The organism is Streptomyces sp. NBC_01264, assembly GCF_026340675.1.
Classification (GTDB): domain Bacteria; phylum Actinomycetota; class Actinomycetes; order Streptomycetales; family Streptomycetaceae; genus Streptomyces.
This window is the reverse complement of sequence record NZ_JAPEOX010000001.1, coordinates 1,184,078-1,207,779: the sequence shown is the minus strand read 5'-3', so window position 1 is coordinate 1,207,779 and position 23,702 is coordinate 1,184,078. Positions and strand designations below refer to the sequence as shown.

The 23,702-nt window shown below is 69.6% G+C and carries 18 protein-coding genes and 1 pseudogene; 12 read left to right on the top strand and 7 right to left on the bottom strand.

Annotated features, from left to right (window positions below):
- The first annotated feature begins 162 nt into the window (after positions 1-162).
- The 3 genes from kdpB (at position 163) to OG435_RS05460 (ending at position 4,822) form a co-directional block, all read left to right on the top strand.
- Entirely contained in the window at positions 163-2,316 is a 2,154-nt protein-coding gene (gene kdpB / locus OG435_RS05470) for a potassium-transporting ATPase subunit KdpB (RefSeq protein WP_430625584.1), read from the top strand.
- A gap of 304 nt (positions 2,317-2,620) precedes the next feature.
- The gene (locus OG435_RS05465; protein WP_266875661.1) at positions 2,621-4,558 is read left to right on the top strand and encodes an APC family permease; all 1,938 of its coding nucleotides are present in this window, start codon (positions 2,621-2,623) and stop codon (positions 4,556-4,558) included.
- Positions 4,559-4,642: 84 nt separating this feature from the next.
- Complete coding sequence (locus OG435_RS05460; RefSeq protein WP_266875660.1) at positions 4,643-4,822, top strand: hypothetical protein; 180 nt, start codon at positions 4,643-4,645, stop codon at positions 4,820-4,822.
- On the opposite strand, the gene lysA is transcribed toward OG435_RS05460, so the two are convergent.
- Together lysA and OG435_RS05450 are read right to left on the bottom strand one after the other, a co-directional pair.
- Positions 4,819-6,153, bottom strand: a complete 1,335-nt coding sequence (gene lysA, locus OG435_RS05455; RefSeq protein WP_266875659.1) for a diaminopimelate decarboxylase — start codon at positions 6,151-6,153, stop codon at positions 4,819-4,821. The genes OG435_RS05460 and lysA overlap by 4 nt on opposite strands.
- Positions 6,154-6,166: 13 nt before the next feature.
- Positions 6,167-6,529 carry an SAV_915 family protein gene (locus OG435_RS05450; RefSeq protein ID WP_266875658.1) on the bottom strand — a complete coding sequence of 121 codons (363 nt, stop codon included), beginning with the start codon at positions 6,527-6,529 and terminating at the stop codon, positions 6,167-6,169.
- A gap of 735 nt (positions 6,530-7,264) precedes the next feature.
- Here OG435_RS05450 and OG435_RS05445 point away from each other — a divergent pair.
- The 3 genes from OG435_RS05445 to OG435_RS05435 all read left to right on the top strand — a co-directional run bounded on the left by OG435_RS05445 (position 7,265) and on the right by OG435_RS05435 (position 10,813).
- A complete protein-coding gene (locus OG435_RS05445) occupies positions 7,265-8,071 on the top strand; it encodes an SDR family NAD(P)-dependent oxidoreductase (protein WP_266875657.1) in 807 nt (268 codons plus the stop codon).
- Between the two features lie 933 nt (positions 8,072-9,004).
- Entirely contained in the window at positions 9,005-10,231 is a 1,227-nt protein-coding gene (locus OG435_RS05440) for an IS110 family transposase (protein WP_266875563.1), read from the top strand.
- Between the two features lie 357 nt (positions 10,232-10,588).
- The gene (locus OG435_RS05435; protein WP_266875656.1) at positions 10,589-10,813 is read left to right on the top strand and encodes a hypothetical protein; all 225 of its coding nucleotides are present in this window, start codon (positions 10,589-10,591) and stop codon (positions 10,811-10,813) included.
- Positions 10,814-11,473: 660 nt separating this feature from the next.
- Here the strand turns inward: OG435_RS05435 and OG435_RS05430 are convergent.
- Positions 11,474-11,725, bottom strand: a pseudogene (locus OG435_RS05430) (cation:proton antiporter); the annotation flags it as partial.
- 228 nt (positions 11,726-11,953) lie between these two features.
- On the opposite strand from OG435_RS05430, the gene OG435_RS05425 reads away from it, so the two are divergent.
- Both OG435_RS05425 and OG435_RS05420 read left to right on the top strand, forming a co-directional pair.
- The gene (locus OG435_RS05425; protein WP_266881536.1) at positions 11,954-12,859 is read left to right on the top strand and encodes a universal stress protein; all 906 of its coding nucleotides are present in this window, start codon (positions 11,954-11,956) and stop codon (positions 12,857-12,859) included.
- Positions 12,860-13,532: 673 nt separating this feature from the next.
- Complete coding sequence (locus tag OG435_RS05420; RefSeq protein WP_266875655.1) at positions 13,533-15,014, top strand: MFS transporter; 1,482 nt, start codon at positions 13,533-13,535, stop codon at positions 15,012-15,014.
- Positions 15,015-15,248: 234 nt separating this feature from the next.
- Here the strand turns inward: OG435_RS05420 and OG435_RS05415 are convergent, their stop codons facing one another.
- The 3 genes from OG435_RS05415 to OG435_RS05405 all read right to left on the bottom strand — a co-directional run bounded on the left by OG435_RS05415 (position 15,249) and on the right by OG435_RS05405 (position 18,604).
- Positions 15,249-16,184: a nitrilase-related carbon-nitrogen hydrolase gene (locus OG435_RS05415; protein WP_266875654.1), complete on the bottom strand. Its 936-nt coding sequence runs from the start codon at positions 16,182-16,184 to the stop codon at positions 15,249-15,251.
- 503 nt (positions 16,185-16,687) lie between these two features.
- Positions 16,688-17,599: a universal stress protein gene (locus OG435_RS05410; protein ID WP_266875653.1), complete on the bottom strand. Its 912-nt coding sequence runs from the start codon at positions 17,597-17,599 to the stop codon at positions 16,688-16,690.
- A 258-nt stretch (positions 17,600-17,857) separates the two neighbouring features.
- Positions 17,858-18,604: a ribosome hibernation promotion factor gene (locus OG435_RS05405; RefSeq protein ID WP_266875652.1), complete on the bottom strand. Its 747-nt coding sequence runs from the start codon at positions 18,602-18,604 to the stop codon at positions 17,858-17,860.
- Positions 18,605-18,887: 283 nt separating this feature from the next.
- On the opposite strand from OG435_RS05405, the gene OG435_RS05400 reads away from it, so the two are divergent.
- The 3 genes from OG435_RS05400 (at position 18,888) to OG435_RS05390 (ending at position 22,191) form a co-directional block, all read left to right on the top strand.
- Positions 18,888-19,511, top strand: a complete 624-nt coding sequence (locus tag OG435_RS05400) for a hypothetical protein (protein WP_266875651.1) — start codon at positions 18,888-18,890, stop codon at positions 19,509-19,511.
- A gap of 335 nt (positions 19,512-19,846) precedes the next feature.
- Positions 19,847-20,722 carry a universal stress protein gene (locus OG435_RS05395; RefSeq protein ID WP_266875650.1) on the top strand — a complete coding sequence of 292 codons (876 nt, stop codon included), beginning with the start codon at positions 19,847-19,849 and terminating at the stop codon, positions 20,720-20,722.
- Positions 20,723-20,964: 242 nt separating this feature from the next.
- Positions 20,965-22,191, top strand: coding sequence for an IS110 family transposase (locus OG435_RS05390; RefSeq protein WP_266875563.1), 1,227 nt, complete (start codon positions 20,965-20,967; stop codon positions 22,189-22,191).
- 153 nt (positions 22,192-22,344) lie between these two features.
- On the opposite strand, the gene OG435_RS05385 is transcribed toward OG435_RS05390, so the two are convergent.
- Positions 22,345-23,052: a response regulator gene (locus OG435_RS05385; protein ID WP_266875649.1), complete on the bottom strand. Its 708-nt coding sequence runs from the start codon at positions 23,050-23,052 to the stop codon at positions 22,345-22,347.
- Positions 23,053-23,307: 255 nt separating this feature from the next.
- On the opposite strand from OG435_RS05385, the gene OG435_RS05380 reads away from it, so the two are divergent.
- The gene (locus tag OG435_RS05380; protein ID WP_266875648.1) at positions 23,308-23,634 is read left to right on the top strand and encodes an STAS domain-containing protein; all 327 of its coding nucleotides are present in this window, start codon (positions 23,308-23,310) and stop codon (positions 23,632-23,634) included.
- Positions 23,635-23,702 lie beyond the last annotated feature (68 nt).

The following is a 23,702-nucleotide window of genomic DNA, read 5'->3' as shown; positions in this document are numbered from 1 at the left end:
AGTTTCCTGCTTGTTGCGCCGCCGGGGGCCTCGATCACTCACATGACGGCCGAGGGGGTCCATGGAGTAATCCCCGGCGGCGACACCTCTCTCTCACACACCCCTGCCCGGCTTGCCGGCAGGGGTGTCTTGCCGAAGCCGAACTCACCAGAAGGTCCTTTCATGCCTCCCGCCGCCTCCGCGCAGCACGTTCCTCCGGGTCTCGGCACCCCTCCCGGGGCTCCGGTCAACCGGCCGCCCCGGAAGCGGGCCGGGCAGGCGAACATGCTGGAGCCCGAACTCCTCGCCGCCTCGGCCCGCGAGGCCTTCGCCAAGCTCCACCCGCGCGAACTGGTAAAGAAGCCGGTGCTGTTCGTCGTCGCGGTCGGATCGGTCCTGACCACGCTGTCGGCGCTCTTCCACCCATCCGTCTTCACCTGGGTGATCAGCGTCTGGCTGTGGCTGACGGTCCTGTTCGCCAACCTCGCCGAGGCCGTCGCCGAAGGCCGCGGACGCGCTCAGGCCGAGTCGCTGCGCAAGGCGCGTACGGACACGGTCGCACTGCGGCTGAACCACTGGACGTACGGGGCGAACCTGCGGCACGCCGAGACCGAGGCGGTCGCGCCGGCCGAGCTCCAGCCCTTCGACTTCGTCCTCGTCGAGGCGGGAGAGCTGGTGCCGGCCGACGGGGACGTCGTCGACGGGGCGGCGATGGTGGACGAGTCGGCTGTCACCGGCGAATCGGCGCCCGTACTAAGGGAGTCGGGCGGCGACCGGACCGGTGTCACGGGCGGTACGACCGTCCTGTCGGACGCGATCGTCGTGCGGGTCACCTCGCGCCCCGGCAACAGCTTCATCGACCGGATGATTGCCCTGGTCGAGGGAGCCACCCGGCAGAAGACGCCGAACGAGATCGCCCTGAACATCCTGCTGGCCGCCCTGACCGTCATCTTCATCCTGATCGTGGTCACCATCCAGCCGATGGCCGCCTACGCGGGCGCCGCCCAGTCCACGACGGTCCTGGTCGCCCTGCTCGTCACCCTCATCCCCACCACGATCGGCGCCCTGCTCTCCGCGATCGGCATCGCGGGCATGGACCGGCTGGTCCAGCGCAACGTCATCGCGATGAGTGGCCGAGCAGTCGAGGCGGCCGGCGACATCAACACGCTCCTCCTCGACAAGACCGGCACCATCACCCTCGGAAACCGCGAGGCCGCGGCCTTCATCCCGCTCCCCGGCGTGGACCACGTCAAACTCGCCGATGCCGCCCAGCTGTCCTCCCTCGCCGACGAGACCCCGGAAGGCCGATCGGTCGTCGCCCTCGCGCGGCAGCACGGACTGGAACTGGTAGCCGTGGAGGACCTGAGCAACCCGCGGTTCACCGAGTTCAGCGCCCGCACCCGGATGAGCGGCATCAACCTGAGCTGGGCGGGCGGCGCCGGCTGCGCGATCCGCAAGGGCGCCGTGACGCAGGTATGCGAGTGGGTGGTGGCGCGCGGCGGCACCGTACCGGCGGAAGCCGCCACCTGGTCGGCCTCCGTGTCCGAGTCCGGCGGCACGCCCCTCCTGGTGGCGGTCCACGACTGGGACGGCCCGCGGGTGCTCGGGATCATCCACCTCAAGGACGTCGTCAAGGAGGGGATCCGGGAGCGGTTCGCGGAGCTGCGCGCCATGGGGATCCGTACGGTCATGGTGACCGGGGACAACGAGCTGACGGCCCGGGCCATCGCCGCGGAGGCAGGTGTCGACGAGTACCTCGCGGAGGCGACCCCCGAGGACAAGCTCGCGCTGATCAAGCGGGAGCAGGAGGGCGGCAAGCTCGTCGCCATGACCGGCGACGGCACGAACGACGCCCCGGCCCTCGCTCAGGCGGACGTCGGCGTGGCCATGAACACCGGTACCTCGGCCGCCAAGGAGGCCGGGAACATGGTGGACCTGGACTCCAACCCCACCAAGCTCATCGAGATCGTGGAGATCGGCAAGCAGCTGCTCATTACGCGCGGCGCGCTGACGACGTTCTCGATCACGAACGACGTGGCGAAGTACTTCGCGATCATCCCCGCCATGTTCGCCGCGGCCTACCCGGGCCTCGGTGCACTCAACATCATGGGGCTGAGCAGCCCGACCTCCGCGATCACCTCGGCGATCATCTTCAACGCCCTGATCATCGTCGCTCTCATCCCGCTCGCCCTGCGCGGCGTCCGCTACAGGCCGGCCTCCGCACACGACCTGCTGCGCCGCAACCTCGGGGTCTACGGCCTCGGCGGCCTGATTCTGCCCTTCGTCGGCATCAAGCTCATCGACCTGCTGGTGTCCACCATCCCCGGCCTCGGCTGAAGCCCGTCAAGGGCTTCCTTCACCACAGACCACCGACCATGGCCGCGTCAGGCCGGCCAGCGTTGATCCACACTCCGCTGGTTCCCCACGGGGGCGGCCCCCGTCCGGGCCGCCCCCACTCCTCGTACGGCTGCTGCTTGAGAGGCGGGGGCGATGCCGGTCGCTACGCCGCCGGTGGGTCTGTCCGTGTTAAGGACGCGTCAGGATTGGTTCACCTGCGTGCATAAGTGATCAGGCTGCGTACGCTGGCTCCGCTGTCGATGTCGATGGCTGATTTTTTGCCGTACGACAGGAGCCCACCACGATGGCCACCCCTGCCCGCACCTCGCGCCTGCGAGCGTGGATGCTGGAAGGCTTGACCGCCGAGAACAGTTCGCCCGCCGCCAAGGAGGCAGCGGCCCAGCCGCACGGCCGGCCGTGGTGGCGGGTCATGTGCCTGACGGGTCTCGACTACTTCTCCACCCTCGGCTACCAGCCCGGCATCGCGGCGCTGGCCGCCGGACTGCTGTCACCGCTGGCGACCATCGTGCTCGTCCTGCTGACGCTCTTCGGTGCACTGCCGGTCTACCGGCGGGTCGCCGAGGAGAGCCCGCACGGCGAGGGCTCGATCGCCATGCTGGAACGGCTCCTGACGTTCTGGAAGGGCAAGCTGTTCGTCCTGACCCTGCTCGGATTCGCGGCGACCGACTTCCTCATCACCATCACCCTCTCCGCCGCCGACGCCACCGCGCACCTGGTGGAGAACCCGCACCTCACCAGCACGCTCCACGGTCACGAGGTACTGATCACCCTGATCATGATCGCGCTGCTCGGGGCCGTCTTCCTCAAGGGGTTCAGCGAGGCCATCGGGGTGGCCGTGGTCCTGGTGGCCACCTATCTCGGCCTGAACGTCGTGGTCGTGGCCGTCGGGCTGTGGAACGTGATGACCGAACCGCACGTCATCACCGACTGGACGACCGCGCTGACCACCGAGCACGGCAACCCGTTCATGATGATCGCCATCGCCCTCATCGTCTTCCCGAAGCTCGCGCTCGGCCTCTCCGGCTTCGAGACCGGCGTCGCGGTCATGCCGCACGTCAAGGGCGACCCCGAGGACACCGAGGCGAAGCCGGCCGGCCGGATCCGCGGGGCCAAGAAGCTGCTGACGACCGCGGCCATCATCATGAGCGTCTTCCTGATCTGCTCCAGCTTCATCACCACGCTCCTGATCCCCGCCGACCAGTTCAAGCCGGGCGGCGAGGCCAACGGCCGCGCCCTCGCCTACCTCGCCCACGAGTACCTGGGCTCCGCCTTCGGCACGGTCTACGACATCTCCACGATCCTCATCCTGTGGTTCGCCGGCTCCTCGGCGATGGCCGGCCTGCTCAACCTGATGCCCCGCTACCTGCCCCGCTACGGCATGGCCCCGCACTGGGCCCGCGCCCTGCGCCCCATGGTCATCGTCTTCACCCTCGTCGCCTTCCTGGTGACCTGGATCTTCGACGCCGACGTCGACGCGCAGGGCGGCGCGTACGCCACCGGCGTCCTCGTCCTGATCACCTCGGCCGCCGTCGCCGTGACCATCGCCGCCCGCCGCGCGGGCGAGCGCGGCTGGACCATCGGCTTCGGCGTCATCTCCGCCGTCTTCATCTACACCACCGCCGTGAACGTCGTCGAGCGGCCCGACGGCGTCAAGATCGGCGCCTGCTTCATCGGCGGCATCATGGCGCTCTCGCTGCTGTCCCGCCTGGCCCGCGTCTTCGAGCTGCGCGTCACCCACGTCGAACTGGACGACATGGCGCAGCGCTTCATCCGCGACACGTCCAACCGCACGATCCGCTTCATCGCGAACGAGCCCGACAACCGGGACCTGGACGAGTACCGGCAGAAGAAGGAACAGATCCGCGCGGACAACGACATCCCGCCCGGTGACGACGTCATGTTCGTCGAAGTCACCGTCCTGGACGCGTCCGAGTTCGAATCCGGCATGCGGGTCCGCGGCGAAGTGCTCCACGGCCGCTACCGCGTCCTGACCCTGGAGAGCTCCAGCATCCCCAACGCCCTGGCGGCCTTCCTGCTCCACGTACGCGACGAGACCGGCCAGCGCCCCCACATCTACTTCGAGTGGACCGAGGGCAACCCGATGGCCAACTTCCTGCGCTTCTTCCTCTTCGGCCAGGGCGAAGTCGCGCCCGTCACCCGCGAGGTCATCCGGGAGGCCGAACCGGACCGGGCCCGCCGCCCCCACGTCCACGCCGGCTGACGCCAGGCGACGGGGCGTCAAGAAGCCGACAGGAATCCCGCCGGCTCCTCGACGAGACGGGGATCCGGCGGGATTCTCACTGCTGTGACCATCGACTGGAGTCCCGACCGCGGCATCCACAGGACCGTGCTCGCCCTCGGGGCCGGGGGCCTGGTGGTCGTCACCACCGGCGCTGCCCTCGACGTCATGTGGCTGCTGGGCATCGGCGTCTGGGGGCTCATCGCGGCGATGGTGATCGAGCTTGTCTACAGACCTGAGCGCTAACCGCCGATGTCCCGGCTGCGGAAATCCTCCAGCGTCTCGCGCCGGACGAGGAGGCGGGCCGTCCCGTCGTGGACCGCGACGACCGCCGGGCGGCCGACGAGGTTGTAGCCGGAGGCCATGGACAGCTGGTAGGCGCCTTCCACCGGTACGGCGAGCAGATCGCCGGGGTGGATGTCGCCGGGCAGTTCCACGGCTTCCGCGAGGATGTCCCCGGCCTCGCAGTGCCGGCCGACGACCGTCGTCGTACGCGGGTCGGCCGTCGAGTGCCGGCCGATGAGGCGGGGCGCGTAGCGCACCCCGTACAGGGCGGGGCGCGGGTTGTCGCTCATGCCGCCGTCGACGGCGACGAACACCGTCTCGCCCCTGTGTTTGATGGCGAGCACCCGGTACAGGGCGACCCCGGCCGGCCCGACGACGGCCCGCCCGGGCTCGATGAGGAGCCGGGGCACGGTCAGGTTGGCGGCGGCGCAGCCTGCGGCGAGCTCCGCACGCAGCCGCCTGGCCAGCGCCGTGAGGTCGAGGGCGGGCTCGCCGGGCCGGTAGGCGATGCCGTGGCCGCCGCCCATGTCCGGCTCCGGCAGTTCGGTGCCGTGCATGTCACGGACGCGGGCCATCAGCCCGACCATGCGGCGCAGGGCCACGAGGTAGGGCTTCACCTCGGTGATCTGGGAACCGATGTGGCAGTGCAGTCCGATGAGTTCGAGCTGAGGCTGGCCCAGGACCCGCGTAATCGCGTGCTGCGCGCCCCCATCGGTGAGGGAGAGGCCGAACTTCTGGCCGTCCGTGCCGGTACGGATCTTGTCGTGGCCACCGGCCGAGACGCCCGGCACTACTCGCACCATGACCTTCTGGCGACCCTCAAACCCCACGGCGGCCGCGATCCGGGCGATCTCGGACGGGCTGTCGATGACGATCCGCCCTACCCCGAGTCGCAGCGCCGCCTCGATGTCCCGGGGCGACTTGGCGTTGCCGTGCAGCACGATGCGCTCGGGAGGGAACCCTGCGGTGACGGCGAGCTCCAACTCGCCCGCCGAGCAGACGTCGAGCCCGAGGCCCTCCTCGTCGACCCAGCGCACCATGGCGCGGGACAGGAAGGCCTTTGCGGCGTACAGCACACCGGCACCGGGAAAGGCGTCCCGGTAGGTCCGGCACCGTCCGCGGACCTCGCCCTCGTCCAGTACGTAGGCCGGGGTCTCGAAGCGCTCGGCGATCTCGGCGAGGGACACTCCGCCGACAGCCAGGCCGCCGTGCGGGAGCGCGGCCGTGGACGCCGGCCAGACGGACAGTTCACCGGCGCCGGCCGGTATGTCGGGGAGAACGGTGATGGTCATGCGGGGCTCCCCTTCACACGGTCCGGGCGGTGGGCGCGGGTGCCTGCTTGAGCGGTGCCCCGACCGGGCAGGTGGTGGCTTTCGCAGCCACCGGGGGTGCGGTGAGGGTCGGGTCGACGGTCAACAGGGACACTCCGAGGGGCTCGGCCATCGCGCGGAGCGCGGCCTCGGAGAGCCGGATCCAGGGCTGCTCCGCCCCGAGCGTGGCGGACAGCCGGTCCCGGCTGGTGAAGCCGACAGCCGTGCGCGTTCCCAGCGGGGTACGGAACAGCCGCACGACCCGGTGCGCTCCTCCCGGCCGGGCGGGCACGTACAGAGGCCCGGCCGGGATCCGTTCTTCAGGCTCGGCTTCGTCGGCGTAGTGGAACAAACACATGGGGCCCTCCCTGAGGAACCACGAGTGGCAGGTGGCGCGCCGGTTGCGGGGAGGCAGTCCGGGGACGCGTCATCGAACGTATCCCCGCACCCGCCCACCTGTGATCACCCCGAAACGGCTCCCATACGGCGCCTCGCCAACTTCTTACGGATCATTGACGTCGGGACCGGGCCCGTGGGCATGCGATCGACCAGCTCAGCACACGGGGTGCGCTGTCAGCAGCAGTCGCAGCCGGGCGGGCACGCGCAGGCGTCCTCGGCCTTGCCGGACTCGATCGCGCCGCCGCCGACTGGCATGGGGCGCAGCAGGACTCTCCACGCCAGGCGGTCACGACCCTCCTTGACGGCTACGGCGGCGATCGCCAGGGCGGCACCCTCGACGTGTACGGAGCCACGCGGCCAACACCGGTGCGAGGCCGCCCCGGCTGAAGTCCGTCAAAGGCCCATCAGGAGGACATCAGGGCTCTTGAGCCGGCGACCGGGGCCCAGTTGGATGGATGACGTGAACATCGGTCAGCGCCACGACGACCGGCCACCGCATCCGGTGCCGCCGGTGCAGCGTCCTGTTCACCTTCCGGGGCGCCACACCCGTTGACTCCCGGCCCGCCCCTGTGCGCCCGCCGCGATCACCTTGTACCGCAGGCGGGCTGACGCCCTGCGCGATACCCAACAACCCTTCACCGCAAGGCGATTTCCCGCACACGGGTGCCGCCGTGCCCTTCCCCTGGAACCACACATGCCTTCATTCCTGTCCGGCCGCACCATCCTGGTCACGGGAGCCACGTCCGGGATCGGCTACGAGACCGCGCGCCTGCTCGCCGAGTGCGGTGCCACGGTCCTGGTCCACGGCCGTACCCCGGGGGAGGCCCGGGCAGCGGTGGACCGCCTCCTCGCCACGGCCGACGTCGACGCGGAAATGCTCCGCCCGTGTGCGGCGGACTTCGCCCACCTCGATGAGGTAGAGCGCCTCGCGAACCGCATCACGGCCGGGTACCCGCACCTCGACGTCCTGGTGAACAACGCCGCCGTCGCGGCGCCGGAGCGCCACACCGTCACCCCGGACGGCAACGAGCTCGCCTTCCAGGTCAACTTCCTCGCCCACTACCTCCTGACCAACCTGCTGGCACCGGCCCTGACCACCGCCCCTGGTGGCCGTGTCGTCAACGTCTCCTCCTCGATGCACCGCAGTGCCTCCATCATGTGGAACGACCCCAACCGGACCCGCCGCTACTCCCGTCTCGCCGCGTACGCGCAGTCGCAGCTCGCGCTCACCGTCTTCGCCGCCGACCCGCGCGTGACAGCCGTGTCTGTGAACCCCGGCGTGTGCGAAACCGCCCTTATGCCGCTGTACGGGCACCAGGGTGCGACGGCGTCTGAAGGAGCCGGCCACATCGTGCGGCTGTGCGACCCGGCTGTCGAGATCGTCAACGGCGCCTACTACGACCGGAGCGAGCGGATGGAACCCGCGCCCGCGGCCACCGAGGAACGCACCGTCAAGCGGCTCAACAAGCTTGCCGACCTCCTCGTCGGCCACACCGCCTGACCGGTTCCCGCTGCATGCCCGCGCGCGGCCGTCAGGAGTAGTCCCACCGCGCGAACACGACCAACACGGCCGCAAGGCCGGCCAGCGCCGGACTTCCCGCTCGCGCTGGTTCCCCTGCGGGGGCGGCCCCCGTCCCGGGCCGCCCCCGCACCCCTTCCCCTTCTCCTGTGGGCCTCGCCTGGCCGGCGGGATCCGGCCGAACTCCGGTAGGTCCCGCTTTCAGGAAAGGTCCAGGAAGAGGTCGTACGGGAACTCCTCGCCGTGCCGGAGGAAGGTGAGCCGGGCCTGGAGTCGGCGTGCGGCGGGCGGGGGCCCTGTCCCGGCGGAGAGTTCGAGGCCGGTGGCCTAGGTGAAGCAGCCCTCCGGCCAGGGTGCGATGTCCTGGGCCTTGCATGCCTGACTGATCACTCCCGCGACGGCCGGGTTCGTCGGAACCCGCCACGCTCCCCACCTCGATTACGAGGATTACGGGGATGGCATCGTGGGCTCTGAGCTGCCGGCGACGGCGCGGTTGCCCCGGATCGCAGCCGCGCCCCGGTCCCGCCAGATCTGTTCCTGGGGTGTCCCGTCTTCAGGGATCGCTAGTCCGTGCATGGTCCGGATCTTCATCATGAGATGGGGATATCAGAGGGAACTCAGCTCAAAAATCGGTGGGCCCGGTGGCGTCGTGCGTCCGGAGGGCGGTGCCTAATGGGACGTATCGGGTCGTAGAGACTTGATGTTGTAGCCGCCAGCAGGTGAGCACTTCCGATGCCGGAGCCGTTCGAGTTCTGTGGTCAGACCGTGCCCCTGCTGGTCGGCCGGGAGGCCATGACCGCTGATGGGATGGCGTGCCCGCCCACGGGCGTGAGCACTGGATCCATTAGGCCGCGTGCCGTGCCTTCCGCAGGCTGCTGTGCAACTGAACGAACGGATACGAGCGGGAGAGAACTGTTGCTGCTGATCGGTGACGACTGGGCCGAAGACCATCACGATGTCGAGGTCCAGGACGGGACGGGCCGCAAGCTGGCCGTCGCGACCCTGCCCGAGGGGGTGGAGGGCATCGCGAAACTGCACGCGCTCATCGCGAAGTACGGTGGCGCGGATGTGGACTCCGCCGAGGTGGTGGTGGGGATCGAGACCGATCGCGGCCCGTGGGTGCAGGCCCTGATCGCCTCCGGCTACCAGGTGTTCGCGATCAACCCGAGGCAGGTCAACCGGTTCAAGGAACGCTACGGAACCTCCGGCGCCAAGAGCGATAAAGGCGATGCGCACGCGCTGGCAGACATGGTCCGTATCGACCGTGACCAGTTGCGGCCCGTCGCTGGAGACAGCGAGCAGGCCCAGGCCGTGAAGGTCGTCGCCCGTGCCCACCAGACACTGATCTGGGAACGCACCCGCACCTTCCAGCGGCTGCGCAATACGCTGCGCGAGTACTTCCCCGCGGCCCTGGACGCCTACGCCGACTTGGCGCTGACCAGCACGGACGCACTGGAGCTGCTGATCAAGGCGCCCACGCCCGCCACCGCGGCGAAGCTGACGCGCCCCCAGATCACCGCGGTCCTGACCCGCCACCGCCGGCACAACCGGCCCCAGAAAGCCGCCACGATCCAGACCGCGCTGCGAGAAGAACACCTCGGTCTGCCCGAACCGGTGACCGCCGCCTACGCGGCCGCCGCGACAGCCCACGCGCGCCTGCTGATCAGTCTGAACGAGCAGATAGCCGAGCTCGAAAGGCAGGTGAAGGCACATTTTCTTGAGCACCCGGACGCTGAGATCTACCTCTCGATGCCCGGCATCGCGGAGATCACCGGCGCCCGGGTGCTCGCCGAGTTCGGGGACGACCCCACCCGCTACGACAACGCGAAGGCCCGCAAGAACTACGCCGGGACCAGCCCTATCACCCGGGCCTCCGGCAAGAGCCACACCGTCCAGGCCCGCTACGTCCGCAACAACCGCCTCGCCTCGGCCCTGCAACTCCAGGCGTTCTCCGCGCTGAACACCTCACCCGGCGCCCGCCGCTACTACGACAAGCAGCGCGCCCGCGACGCCGGCTACAACCCTGCCCTCCGCCAGGTCGGAAACCGCCTCGTCGGCATCCTCCACGGATGCCTCAAAACCCGCACCCACTACGACGAAGCAACCGCCTGGTCACACCACGCCCAGCTCTATCCCTCTTGACATGAAACGGCATGGGATGTCTGACCAGGCTTTTGCGCAAGTCAGGCACGATTTTCAAACTTTAGAAGAAGCCGATCTTCTGGGGGAATAACTGACTAATAAGTTCTTGGTCTCCTGGTGGTACAGCAGCTACACCCATGCTGAACAGGGGAAACGGCAGTTGGTGCCGTCCTCTGGCGGCGCCTGGTCCGGATATGGTCCGGATCTTGGTGCGGCCCGGTCTCCGCGATTCGCGAGGGCGGCCTGGACCCGCAGGGGAAACCCCTCCCGAAGAACAACGCCGGTGTCAACGTCAGCCCGCGCTTTCCCGCCTACGTCTCCGGTCACGCCTCCTTCGGTGGCGCCTGGGCGGGAATCATGAAGCGCTACTTCGGCAGCGACACCATCGCCTTCGACCTCACCGCCGACGGACTCAACGCACCTTTCAAGCAGCGCCACTTCATCAGCTTCAGCGCCTCGGACAAGGAGGATGCCGACAGCCGCATCTGGCTCGGGGTCCACCCGTGGGGCGCTATCGACGGCCTGATCCTCGGGGACAACGTCGCTGGCCAGGTCTTCACCACCAAGCTACGCACCCTGTGAGGTGAAGTGATGCGAGGCCACGCGGTCCGCCCGGGGAGTGCCTGGCCGCACGGCCGCCGCCCCCCAAGGCGGTGGCCGTGCGCAGGGGGACGCGATAGCGCCGCTGTCGCGTCCCCGCAGGCGTCCTCCGCGTCTACGGAGCCGGTGACCGGTACTCCGTCTCGAACGCGCGCAGGACGGAGGTCGGAGCTCTGCACGTCGGCGTTCTGCGATAGGGCTCCGGCCCGGCCTCGGTAATCCGTTCCGGCTCGAGGACTGGGAGCCCGGGAAGGGCGGCACCTCGCGCGGGCTGCACCGCGCCGGGACCACTTCCCGCTGGGAGAATAGGACCAGGGCTCAAGGAGGGGAAGAACGACCGTTCCGGCAGCCGCGACAAGATGAGGTCGGCTTAGCACGAGGGCTCCGCCCTGCGCCTCCCGCGCCCTGTGGGCCCTGCGGGTGGCACTACCTGGGCAGCCCATCTCCCGGCGGGGATGAGAGTGGTGTCGAAGACGTCGGCGTTCTCGACCACTAGCTGGGTGAGTCGAAGGTTGTGGGCGCGTGCGTAGGAGCGCAGGGCGACGAACGTGTCGTCCACGGAGCACTGTCAGCGCTCCACGAGGATCCCCATGGCCCCTTCGAGGACGATGCGGCTGGTCAGTGCTGCGTACTGGAGCTGGGGGACACCGGCTTCCACACCGTGCGCAGCTCGCGCCAGGACATCTCCTCGGCGCTGGCGTACAGCAGGGGCGGCAGGGCTACGAGGTCGATGAGCTCCGGGGTGACGTGTATCTGCGGGGCGCCGGGCAGCAGCGCCACGACGAGGCCCGCGACGACCAGCAACGAGGGTGCGGGTATGCGCCAGCGCCGAGCACCGGTCGCCACGCGAGTGGCGAGGGCGACAAGAAGCAAGCCCGTACCGAAGCCGCGCAAGTCCAGGTGGGACTGGGCGTTCACCCGGTGTGGAGATGTCGACGAGACCGGATGGGCAGCGGCAGCGCATGATCATCGGTGCAGTCGTGATTGAGCAGCAGGGACCGTCGTCTGCGAGCCATCCGCCGGGACCTTCGGCCCAGATGAGGTCCTGAGGGACCCTCTGCTGTCGGGCACCGCGGTGACAGCGTGGAGCTGTCCCCAAGGAGCAGTCAGCGTGGAGGAACAATGGAAAGCAACCGTGGCGGTCCGGTACTCGGATCGGTCATCGTCGGTGTCGACGGGTCCGAGCCGGCCCGGTGGGCGGCGCTCTGGGCCTCGGACGAGGCCGCCCGGCGCAGGTGCCCCCTGCACATCGTGTTCGGGTCCGACATCGACGGCCGGGTCCTCGATCTCTCGGACGAGGACCTGGAACGGATCAGTACCGAAGGCCGTGAACTGCTCGAAGGTACTGCGCAGGCTGCGCAGGCCCGGCATCCCGCGCTCTCCGTGACGACGGAGTTCAGCCGCAGCGGGCCCGCCATGAGCCTGCGCCGGGCCGCAAGCAGCAGTGGCACCCTCGTCGTTGGCCATCGGGGGCCGGGTGGATTCAGCGCATTGACCCTGGGCTCGGTCGGGCTCAAGGTCGCGGCGGAGGCCCGCACGCCATTGGTCGTCGTCCGGGGGAGCGAGGAGGGTGCCGGGCACGACGTCGTGCTGGCTGGCGTCCGTGACGAGCGTGACCTCGATTGCGTGCGTCATGCGGCGCGGGCGGCCGAGCTGCGCAAGGCCTCACTGCGACTGCTGCGTGTCCGGAGCGTCCTGCAGTCCGTCGGCTCGGCGGTGAGAGAACTCAAGGGCCTGAACGAGGGCGTCGGCCATCACGCGCAGTCGAGTCTGGCGTTCGTCGCGGAGCAGATCCGGGACGAATTCCCCTCTCTGACCGTACAGGCCGACTCCGAGGAGAGCGTGTCAGTGGCCGGTGTGCTGGTGGAGGCGTCCCGTCACGCGGATCTGCTGGTCATCGGCGGGCACCGGAAGACCGGAAACATCGGACGCACCCTGGGGCGCGTGACGCACAGCCTCGTGCACCATGCGCACTGCCCCGTCGAACTCATCCCCCGCAGCGACGAAAGCAGGAGTGAGGCGTCATGACGACGAGCGAAGTCGGCGAGATCCTCGTAAGCATCGACCCTTCGGAGAACTGGTACGTGGTCTTGGCGCGGGCAGCCGCCGAGGCCGAGAAGCGCGGGCTCGGGCTTCGGCTAGTCCTGCCCGCAGCCCCTCAGTCCGATCCGCACCGTGCTGACGGGAGGCCGGGCGCCGACAGCAGCTGCCGGGGCCAGCATCCCCGGAATGTGGATGGGTGGGGTGAGGAAGGCGCGCGCCGAGCCGAAGATGGCGAGGACTGCCTCCAGTAGCCGCCGGACGCGTGCAGCCCGGCCGGGCTGCATCGCCTGGCCGCTGAGCGTTGCGACCGAGCAAGGGGCGGGTCCATTTGCTGTGCGGAGTGGCGCGGGGGTGCTGTACCGTATTCGAGTCCCTGTGCCAAGGTTTCGGTGGCAGTGACCGAACTTCCTGTTCCTTCTGTGTCGATCTTGGGGTGACGTCTTATTAACCAGGCCATGTAGTCGTCCGTGTTCCCCGCGTGCTGTGTTGTCGCACGTGTCCGGGGGCGGACGTCGCGCTGGCCTGAGTTGCGTCACCCCTCCCCGCAGTTTTCCTTCCCGGGTGCAGCTCTGCCGTCTGCCCCGGGTTCCGTGTTTTCCGGCCCCGGTGCGGCTGTCGGCAGGGCTCCCCGATTCCTTTTGGATCAGGAGTTTGCGTTTTGTCTTCCTCCGTGCTCGGTAACGAGCACGAGCACACCTCCATCCAGACCCCGACCCACCCCTCACCTGGGCCCTCGAAGATGGCCATGGGGGCCTGGATCGCCCTCCTGGTGCTGCTGACCGCCGAGCTGATGAACATGCTCGACCAGTCGGTCGTCCTGACCGCGCTGCCGGCCATCCAGGAGTCGACCGGTGCCGGATCGGTCGCGGTGCAGTGGCTGACCACCGCCTATTCCCTCCCTGTCGCCGTCGGGCTGATCACCGGCGGACGGCTCGGTGACATCTACGGCCGCCGCAGGATCCTGCTCATCGGCACCGTCGTGTTCACCGCCGCCTCCCTGCTGTGCGCACTGGCCACCGGCCCGGGCGTGCTGATCGGCGCCCGCCTGCTCCAGGGCGTCGGCGTGGCCGTGATGATCCCGCAGGTCCTGGCGACCATGCACGTCACCTTCGAAGGCCACAATCGCAGCAAGGCATTCGGCCTGTACGGGGCCGTCCTGGCCATCGCCAACGTCCTGGGCCCGGTCCTGGGCGGCGTACTCACCCAGGCCGACCTGTTCGGGCTGTCCTGGCGGCCGATCTTCCTGGTCAACGTGCCCGTCGGGCTGGCCGTACTCCTCCTCGGAGGCAGATTCATCCCCGAGTCGACCCTCCGCAAGGCCGACCGCCTCGACCTGGCCGGCATGCTGCTGTCCGGCCTGGCCATCGTCCTGATCCTCTTCCCGCTCACCGAGGGCCACGCCCACCGATGGCCGCTGTGGTGCTTCGCCATGCTCGCCGCCGGAGTCCTGGTCCTCGGCGTCTGCCTGCGCCACCAGCGGCGCAGGCAGGACAACGCCCCGCTGGTGACCCTGTCCCTCTTCCGGGTCAGGCAGTTCTCCGGGGGCATGGCCGCGGACCTGATGCACGGCCTGCTGTGCGGCCTGTTCTTCATGACCTGGACGCTGTACCTGCAGCGCGGACTGGGACTGAGCCCGCTGGAGGCGGCCGTGGCCTTCGTGCTGCTCTCCGTGGGAGAACTGGGCGGCGCGACCATCGCGGCGAAGACCGCAGGACGTTTCGCCCGCCGTCTGCCGCAGGCCGGAGCCCTCATCGCGACCGCTGCGATGTCCGCCTACGGGCTCCAGACCGGCAGCCACCAGGCCGATCTGACCCTGCTGGCGATGACCCCTCCGGTGGTGCTGATCGGCTTCGGCCTGGGCATGGTCTCCGGCCCGCTCGCCGATCTGTCGCTGGCCGGGGTCCCGCACGAGGACGCCGGCTCGGCCTCGGGCCTGTTCAACACCGCCATTCACCTGGGCATCGCGCTGGGCACCGCGCTCACCGCCGTGGTGTTCTTCGCCATCACCGGCCGCTCCCCCGACGGCGCGGCCAACCGCGACGCGTTCGTCACCGTGCTGTGGTGGGTCTGCGGCCTCCTCGCCCTGATGTGGGCCCTGATGTTCTGCCTCCCCAAACAGGCCGACAACCAGGCCCACTGAGCCACCCCCAGATCCCGGCCGGCACATCGGCCGGGACCCGGGCCCTCAGCCCTCCTTGACCTCCCCGCCCTCGGCGTTCGGATCCGATCCCTGATAGCGGCCGGTTGGATCTCCCCGCTGGTGGACAGCGAGTGGAGAGCCAACCGGTCGCCGGGGGTAGTGCCGCGTGTGCGATCGGTTCCGATGGGAGCGTCTGTCGTCCGTCAGCGCGCCCGTACCAGCATCGAGGGGTTCTCAGTGGGCGGGGCGCAGGGCTGGGTTGAGGGTGAGACGGCTGTCGGTGGGGTGGTGGCCTTCGGGGCTGAAGGGCGGCACGGTGGCGGGGAGGCAGTCGGCGATGAGCAGGGTGTCGTGCTGGCGGTCTTCGGCGGTTGCGGCGATCAGTGGTTCGCCGTCGGGGGCCCAGATTCCGGAGTTGCCCTGGTACTGCCAGGAGCCGGCAGGGACCTGTTCCCAGCCGCGGCGGTTGGCGTAGGCGATGAACAGGCGCCAGATACTGGCCATGGCGGGGATGATGTGGCGGGTGGCGTCCTGGTAGGGGACCTGGCTCATGGTGCCGTCGGCCAGGCGGAAGTGGCCGTCCGCGGCTGTGGGCCCGAGAACGATCGTGGCGCCCTGTTCGGCGAGGTATTGGTAGAGGGGCGGGAACTCGCACTCGTAGCAGTTCAGCACGCCCACCGCGATGCCGTTGAGATGGACGACGGGCGGCAGGTCCTGTCCGAAGGAGTAGTTGCGCCGCTCGGCAGCCCCGTACAGGTGGGTCTTGCGGTAGTTCGCCGCCACGAGCCCGTCGGGCGCGATCACACTGATCGAGTCGTAGAAGGTGTTCCCGTCCCGCTCGGGGTAAGGCAAGACCACGGCCAGGCCGTGCTCTTTGGCAACCAGTCGGGCCCGCTCGATGGAGGGGCCCTCGCGGTGCTCTGCCAGCTCCCGGCACTGCTCGGGGTCGATCGCGTAGCCGGTGGTGTACTTCTCCGGGAACACGACGGCCTGGCAGCCGTAGTCCGCAGCCAATGCGGCTACTTCGGTCAGACGCTCCAGGTTCCGTTCCACCGCCTCCCGGCTGCCGACTGGGCCTTGGCCTTGGTACAGGGCCACCCGCAGTCCTTCACCGAAGACCGGTGCAGCGCGCAGGGCGGAGCGGAACACGACACGAACAGGCTGCGTCATCGACAACGGGATCCTTGCCTGACTGGAGGTCCGGGCGACCGCCACCGGAGCAAGAACGATTCACTACACCGTCGGACACCACCCGGGCCGGTTGGCTAGTCGATCGGCGCCCTGGTGGGGGCGCCCGGCAGTCCGGGGAGGGGGTGGGCTGCCGGGCGCCTGGCATCGGGGCGGTCCTGTCACCGCGATCCGGATGCCGTGAGCTCCCGGGAACACGGCAGGCGCAGGGGGCGCGCCGGTGCGTCCCTCTGGGGAGCTCGGACCTTTCAACGATGCGGAACAAAAACGGTTCTGCATATAGCTCGGGCACCCTTGGCTGAGAACCCGCCCGCAGCCGGCTCGTTTACCCCAGCACGGGGATGCACACCCGTACTCGGCATTCCGAGCGTGCCGGGTGCGGGCCCGGAAGCACACGGCTCGGAGTGCCAGGGTCCGCCAGTGGAGGTGAACCTGGCAAACCCGGTGCCACTCGTATCCGGGCGACGCTGCCTGTTTTCTGGGACTCAGGGGTGCGGGACGACCGCGACCGGCGCAGTGGAGTGGTGGAGGACGGCGTGGGCGACCGGGCCGAGGTGGGTGCCGATGCCCGAGCGGCGGATCCGTCGGCCGACGACGACCAGCGAGGCGTCCGCCGACGCCTCGATGAGATGTCCGGCGGCCTGCCCGACGGAGCAATCCTCTTCGATGCGAACCTGGGGGTACTTGCCGCGCCAAGGCCGCAGTGCGTCGCCGAGCGCGGCCGCCGCGGCCGCCGCCGTGCCGTCGCGTACCTCGGCGGCGAGCAGCGCCATGTCGAAGGGGAAAGCGGGCGGCATGTTCCAACTGTGGATCACACGCAGCGGGGCGCGCCGCGAGGACGCCGCGTCGAAGGCGTGGTCGAGGAGCTCGTCGCACGGGCGGGAGAGGTCCAAGCCCAGCACGACCGGTCGGTAGGCGCCTTCCTGCGGCCCGCTGTCGACGGGTATGGGCAGATAGGCGGTGTCCGTCCAGGCGCCGGGCCGCACGACCACAACGGGGCGCTCGGCGTGGGCGAGTACGGCCTGGGACACGGATCCGACGAGGAAGCCCGCCATCGCCGTCAGCCCGCGCGAGCCCATTACCAGGAGTTCGGCCCCCTGTGCGGCAGCGGTCAGGACGGTCAAGGGCCGGCCGTCCACCTGTTCCGTGGTGATCTCCAGATCGGGGTGCCGCTCGGCCAACTCCTGCGCAACCTCCCGCGGAATGCGCTCGCCCCAGTACTGAGGCGACGGTGTGGCCGCGGTCTGCAACGCGTAGCCGTACGACGGGACCCACTCCTCCACCGCGTGGAGGAGCTTGAGCGGGAGCCGGCGCCGCCGGGCCTCGCGTGCGGCCCACTCGGCGGCTGCCAGCGATGCGGGGGATCCGTCGAGGCCCGCTATGACCGTACGTGACATGGTGTCTCCTCCAGAACCGTGAACGCCCGAGCCACGACCGCCGTCGGCGGTGTATGTCCCACCCTTCCGCGTCGGGCCGTAGGGGGCGATGGTCCAGGCGGCCCGGGAGCCGGGCCGAACGGCCCTCTGTCGCCCGGCCTGCCGGAGCCCCTCATGTGAAGTCGCCCGCGCTCCCAAGAGGTAACGCGGGCAACGGCACTCGCGCGCACCGAGGTCGTCACTTGTGCGGGATGACGGCCACGGCATCGGGCCCATGTTCTATGGTGCAGGGGAGATCAGGCCGTAGTGGCCGTCGTGCCTCTGGTAGAGGACGCATCCTCGTCCCGTGGCCGAGTCGACGAAGAACACGAAGGCGAGGCCCGCGATACGCATGCGCTCGACTGCCGCGTCGACGCCGCATTCAGGGGCGGCGGCCGAACTCACGCTCAACAGGGGACCGGCTTCGTACTGCTGGCTGTCTCCGCCGGCAGAGGCCACGCGATGCCCGCCGGTCTGCCCCTGGCGGTAGACGACGCAATCGGCTCCCGATGTCATGTCGGTGAACAGCCAGAAGTCGTAGTCCATGGACTCCATGTCGATGACGGCGTCTTCGGGAGTCTGTTGTCCCAGGCCGAATGCCTTCTGGCGCACGATCTGGGGTTCGTCAATCGGCGGCGGCTGGTGGTGGCCGGGACGGTGTTCCCGTCCGCCGTGCTGCCGGGGACTGGCGAGGCGCGCGGCCAGTCGCTCCTGCAGGAGATCGACCGCCTCGAACATCGTGTCCGCAGCACAGTGGGCACGCACCGGGCGGCCGTTCACGTTCACCACGGCCTGGGCGATGGCGGGACGGCTCGCCGATGGGTTGGCCGCCTGCGTGAGCTTGGCGCGGACGGCAAGGACCGGCGGCCCCACGTGTGCGATCGCTGCCAGCATCTTCGCTTGGACGTACGCGGACGCGCCCTCGGGCACTGGCCCTCGCTTGTTCACCAGGACGCCAACGCGTGGACGGGACTTGAGATGGCTCATGTGAATTCCTCCTCCGTCGGCACCAGCCTCGCTTCGGTCGACCTCCTCCGGCCAGTGCCAACCGGCCCGGCTTGGGGGCCGTCCGTACCCGGGCGCGAAGCCGACAGGACCTGGCAGCCGGATCCCAGGTCACCTTCGGTGCGCGGCCGTGCTGAACTCCGTTGCTGTGAAGGACGTTTGGCTACTTGGTGTGGGCCGTTCGCCCCGGGGCACGCCGCTCTCCGAGCGGGGACATTGGCGATGGGCAGGCGCACGGCCTGCTGTGAGGAAGGGGTTCTACGTCATGGCTCTGCACCAGCACCGTCAGCCCGGGATGTCCCTCGCAGGGTGGCGAAAGGCCGCCTGGGCCACAACAACGTCCGACAGCGCGCTTGATGAGCTCGCCGTACCCGTGGCCGTAGCGCGCATCGCGGCGACGACCCGCCTGCTCACCTCGTTCACGTTCCTCTGGGCCTTCGGTGACAAGGCGTTCGGCTGGGGGTACGCGACCCCGGCGGACAAGGGGTGGATCGACGGCGGGTCTCCCACCAAGGGCTTCCTGAGCCATGTCGCCGCCGGGCCGCTGGAGGGTACCTTCCACGCCTGGGCCGGTGCGGCCTGGGCCGACTGGGCTTTCATGCTGGGGCTGCTCGGCATCGGCATCGCTTCGGCGAGCGGTGTCGCCCTGAGGGTCGCTGCTGTCGCGGGTACCGCGATGATGGCGCTCATGTGGGCTGCCGAGTGGCCTCCGGCCCGGCACCTTTCGGACGGCAGCCTCAGCATGTCGACGAATCCGCTGGTGGACTATCACGTCCTGTACGCGGCTGTTCTGGTGATGCTTGCGGTGATCGGAGCCGGGCGCTTCTGGGGGCTGGGCACCGCTTGGCGGAGCCTGCCCGTAGTCCGCCGCAACCGGTGGCTCCTGTAGCGGAAGCGTCGGTCCGGGGTCGCCGCGACCAGGCCGGCGCCGGAAGCCGGAGCTTCTGCGGAGCTCGTCGACCCCGGCGTCGAAGCTGCCCAGCACCTGACCGCCCGCAAGGCCACTGGCTGGAACCGCGACAGGGCCCCGTCGTCCGGCGAGGAGGTCGTCGACCGAGCGGGCGCCGGGAAGGGAGGACCGGCCCTGGGGGAGGGACTGTTGGCCCCTGTATGTCAAGGCGTCCAGCGGCGAAGGTGAGTGCAGCGGCGCCGGTTCCCCCGGCCGGTGCCGCTCCCCCTGCCGACCGACCCCGATGCTCCGGCATCAGTACGGAGGACAGACCTGTGAAGCGCACCCTCGTTGTCGGAGTGGACGGATCCCCTCAGAGCCGGGCCGCGGCGGACTGGGCCGCACGGGAGGCCGTACGGCGTGGCCTGCCTTTGCACGTGGTCCACGCCTGGTTGTGGCAGCCGCTCGCAGTACCGATCGTCCAGGACCGCGACACCGAAGCCGGCCGGGCCGATGACCTCCTGAAGGAGGTCGAGGGCGAGCTCACCCGCCGGTACCCGGGACTGGCCCTCACCGCGGAAGTGCTCTCGGACGTGCCGGTGCCGGCCCTCCTGCGCGCCGCCAAGGAAGCGGAGTTGCTGGTCATCGGCACGCGCGGACACGGAGCGCTGGTCGGGTTCCTGCTGGGCTCCTACGGTCGGCAGGTGGTCGCCGCCGCCGAGTGCCCCGTTGTCTCCGTGCGCTCCGCGCACGGCAGGCCGGTGGCCGTGCCGGAGGAGGGCGAGGTCGTCGTCGGACAGCAGGGCGGCGTGGAGGAGTCCGCCGAAGTGCTCCGCGTCGCCTTCGAGGCGGCCGCGGTACGCAAGGTACCGCTCCGTGCGGTCCGAGCCTGGAGCCTGCCCCCGGTCTACGGCTACAGCCCCGGATCGATGTGGATCGCCGACCAGTTCGGTGGCCTGGAGCCGTACGAGAAGGCCGCGCTGGAACAGGCGCTGGAGCCGTGGCGGCTGAAGTACCCGGAGGTCGAGGTCGTCGAGCAGGTGGAGCAGGGCAGCGCCGGCCACGTGCTGCTGACCGCCGCGTCCGACGCTCAGCTGCTCGTCGTCGGCCGCCGGATCCGCGAGTCCGCGGTCGGGGTGCACATCGGGTCGGTGGCCCATGCCGTCCTGCACCACTCGGTCTGTCCCGTGGCGGTGGTCCCGCACGCCTAATGGGACGTATCGGGTCGTAGAGACTTGATGTTGTAGCCGCCAGCAGGTGAGCACTTCCGATGCCGGAGCCGTTCGAGTTCTGTGGTCAGACCGTGCCCCTGCTGGTCGGCCGGGAGGCCATGACCGCTGATGGGATGGCGTGCCCGCCCACGGGCGTGAGCACTGGATCCATTAGGCCGCGTGCCGTGCCTTCCGCAGGCTGCTGTGCAACTGAACGAACGGATACGAGCGGGAGAGAACTGTTGCTGCTGATCGGTGACGACTGGGCCGAAGACCATCACGATGTCGAGGTCCAGGACGGGACGGGCCGCAAGCTGGCCGTCGCGACCCTGCCCGAGGGGGTGGAGGGCATCGCGAAACTGCACGCGCTCATCGCGAAGTACGGTGGCGCGGATGTGGACTCCGCCGAGGTGGTGGTGGGGATCGAGACCGATCGCGGCCCGTGGGTGCAGGCCCTGATCGCCTCCGGCTACCAGGTGTTCGCGATCAACCCGAGGCAGGTCAACCGGTTCAAGGAACGCTACGGAACCTCCGGCGCCAAGAGCGATAAAGGCGATGCGCACGCGCTGGCAGACATGGTCCGTATCGACCGTGACCAGTTGCGGCCCGTCGCTGGAGACAGCGAGCAGGCCCAGGCCGTGAAGGTCGTCGCCCGTGCCCACCAGACACTGATCTGGGAACGCACCCGCACCTTCCAGCGGCTGCGCAATACGCTGCGCGAGTACTTCCCCGCGGCCCTGGACGCCTACGCCGACTTGGCGCTGACCAGCACGGACGCACTGGAGCTGCTGATCAAGGCGCCCACGCCCGCCACCGCGGCGAAGCTGACGCGCCCCCAGATCACCGCGGTCCTGACCCGCCACCGCCGGCACAACCGGCCCCAGAAAGCCGCCACGATCCAGACCGCGCTGCGAGAAGAACACCTCGGTCTGCCCGAACCGGTGACCGCCGCCTACGCGGCCGCCGCGACAGCCCACGCGCGCCTGCTGATCAGTCTGAACGAGCAGATAGCCGAGCTCGAAAGGCAGGTGAAGGCACATTTTCTTGAGCACCCGGACGCTGAGATCTACCTCTCGATGCCCGGCATCGCGGAGATCACCGGCGCCCGGGTGCTCGCCGAGTTCGGGGACGACCCCACCCGCTACGACAACGCGAAGGCCCGCAAGAACTACGCCGGGACCAGCCCTATCACCCGGGCCTCCGGCAAGAGCCACACCGTCCAGGCCCGCTACGTCCGCAACAACCGCCTCGCCTCGGCCCTGCAACTCCAGGCGTTCTCCGCGCTGAACACCTCACCCGGCGCCCGCCGCTACTACGACAAGCAGCGCGCCCGCGACGCCGGCTACAACCCTGCCCTCCGCCAGGTCGGAAACCGCCTCGTCGGCATCCTCCACGGATGCCTCAAAACCCGCACCCACTACGACGAAGCAACCGCCTGGTCACACCACGCCCAGCTCTATCCCTCTTGACATGAAACGGCATGGGATGTCTGACCTGTCGCCTGGGTCAGGACGGAGGCCGGGCACGCGACTGTACGGCGTCCCCGGCCCTCCCCGCGTCCCCGGCCCTCCCGCGTCCCCGGCCCTCCCGCGTGCTCGGCCCTCCCGCGTGCTCGGCCGCGGCTACTCGGCGGTCCGCGCGGGGTGCTGGCTCGGCGGGGTCAGAGTGTGGCTGGCGATCACCGCTGCCTGGACCCGACGCTCCACCCCCAGCTTGGTGAGCAGCCGCGAGATGATGTTCTTGACGGTCTTCTCGGCGAGGTAGAGCCGGTTGCCGATCTCCCGGTTGGTGAGCCCTTCGCTGATCATGACGAGGATCTCCTTCTCCCGGTCGGTGAAGCCGGGCAGGCCCGGGACCTGGTCCTCCTTGGGCACGTCGCCGCGCATGCGCGCCATCAGCCGGGTCGTGGCTCCGGGATCGAGCATGGACTGGCCGGCCGCGACCGTACGGACGGCGGTGACCAGGTCGGTGCCGGTGATCTGCTTCAGCACGTAACCGGCTGCGCCCGCCATCACGGCGTCCAGCAGGGCCTCCTCGTCGTCGAAGGAGGTGAGCATCAGACAGGCCAGCTCGGGCATCTTGGCGCGCAGCTCGCGGCACACGCTCACGCCGTCGCCGTCCTGGAGCCGCACGTCCAGGATCGCCACCTGGGGGCGCAGTGCGGGAATGCGGATCAGGGCCTGTTCCGCCGTGCCCGCCTCGCCGATCACGCTCAGGTCGGGCTCCGCGTGCAGCAGGTCGTGCACCCCGCGGCGCACGACTTCGTGGTCGTCAAGGAGGAAGATCGTGATCGGCGGCCTGGTGGGGGAGGGGGCACCGCTGTCCGTCATGACACAACTCCTTCGCCTGCGTCCGCGCGGGGCGCCCGAACTCCAGCATCCTGCCTGCCCCAGGGGTCGAACGGACAGGGCCGATAGGCCCTCATCCGGCCGCCTCCCGCGCGGTGGGCCCCCGGAGAGAGGGACCTTCGGCCCTCGGTGGGGGGCCTGTGGACCTTCCCGGGGCCGGTTCGCGTGCGATGGGCTGGTCCCGCACGGGGAAAGGCGCGGCTCGACCACAGAGCCGCAGGCAGCGTGGAGGGCTCCATGACGACCACCTTGATCGACCTCAAGGCCGCGGTGCGGAACCAAGGAGACGTGCGCGTCACCCTGGCCGGAGAACTCGACTTCCATACGGCGGGGCTGGTGGAACCCCGCCTCAACGACCTCGCCGCGTCCGGTCACCGCAGCCTTGTCCTGGACCTGTCCGGGATCTCCTTCTGCGACAGCTCGGGCATCGGCCTGTTCCTCCGTGTCGACCAACGCTGCCGCTGGTCCGGAACGCGGCTCCGGCTGTGCGGCGTGCCACGTCTGGTCGCCAAGTCGATGCGGGTGCTCGGTGCCGACCGCACGCTGCGCATCGTGGCGGCCTGAGCGCGGCGTCCGAGACCGGTGCCCTGGTCGGGACCATTTGGCCCTGGTTCCCGCGGTGATCGCGAGGG